At 62.9% G+C, this 1,275-nt stretch carries 1 protein-coding gene; it reads left to right on the top strand.

Annotation, left to right across the window (positions count from 1 at the left end; all coding sequences use genetic code 11):
• Window positions 1–97: 97 nt before the first annotated feature.
• Window positions 98–1,275: TRAP transporter large permease (locus C3Z11_RS00660; RefSeq protein WP_106475607.1), on the top strand; the 1,178-nt coding region annotated here is incomplete at its 3' end.

Here is a 1,275-nt window from a genome sequence, read left to right as displayed (position 1 = left end):
AAGGCCCCGCTCTATTACGTGGCGGTGGCGCTGTTTATTCTTTTTGCCTTGCGCAGCGCCATCCACGGCCTGCAGGGCCTGATTCAGGGAGTGTCCCATGACGCCTGAAATGATCGGCTTCGTCGGCATGGGGCTGTTACTGGTACTGCTGGCCTTGCGCGTGCCGGTGGCGCTGTGCATGCTGCTGGTCGGCTTCTTCGGCTTTGCCAATGTCATCAGCTTCGACGCCGCTTTTGCCATGGCCAAATCGGTGCCGCTCGATGTCTTGACCAACTACGACTTCAGCGCCATTCCGATGTTCATCTTCATGGGCGTGCTGGCTTCGCATTCGGGTATGGCGGGTAGCCTGTTCGATGCCTCGCGCAAGATGTTCGGCGGCTGGCGCGGCGGTATGGCGATTGCCGCGGTCAGCTCCTGCGGCGTGTTCTCGGCCATCTCGGGGTCGTCACTGGCCACCGCCAGCACCATGAGCCGCGTCGCCCTGCCGGAGATGGAGCGCGGCGGCTATGCCCCCACGCTGGCTACCGGTGCGCTGGCCGCCGGCGGCACGCTGGGCATCATGATTCCGCCCTCGATTGCCCTGCTGCTCTACGCCATTCTCACCGAGCAGTCGGTGGGTGACATGTTCGCCGCCGGACTGATCCCGGGGCTGATGGGGCTGGTGTTCTACATCATCACCGTGTCGATCGTGGTCAAGCTCAAGCCGGACGTGGCCGCACCTTCAGAGCCGACTACCCTCAAGCAGAAGCTGCAGGCCATAACCGGCCTTGCACCGTTCGGCGGCGTGTTCGTGCTGATCGTGTTCGGCATCTACGGCGGGCTGTTCACGCCCACCGAAGGCGCTTCGATCGGCGCCTTCGCTACCCTGCTCTATGCCCTGGCCAAGGGCATGCGCGGCCGTGGGCTATGGGACGCCACCCAGGAAACGCTGGCGCTGTCGGCCATCGTGTTCTTCATGCTGGTGGGTGCCGAGACGCTGGGCTATTTCATCTCCGCCTCACGCATCTCGTTCACCATCACCGAGTATGTCAGCGGACTGGGGCTGTCAAACCTCGGCGTGCTGCTGTGCATGCTCCTGCTGTACTTCGTGCTCGGCTGCTTCATGGACGCCATCGCAATGCTGTTGATCACCGTCCCGGTGGTCTATCCGATCATCACCTCCATCGGCATCGATCCGGTGTGGTTCGGCATCATTACCGTGCTGACCGTCGAGCTCGGGCTGATCACGCCCCCGGTGGGCATGAACGTGTTCGTAATCAAGGCCACTGCACCGCA

The organism is Phytohalomonas tamaricis (assembly GCF_003012345.1).
GTDB lineage: Bacteria > Pseudomonadota > Gammaproteobacteria > Pseudomonadales > Halomonadaceae > Phytohalomonas > Phytohalomonas tamaricis.
The sequence above is the reverse complement of the archived record's forward strand: the minus strand, read 5'-3'. Positions and strand labels throughout refer to the sequence as shown.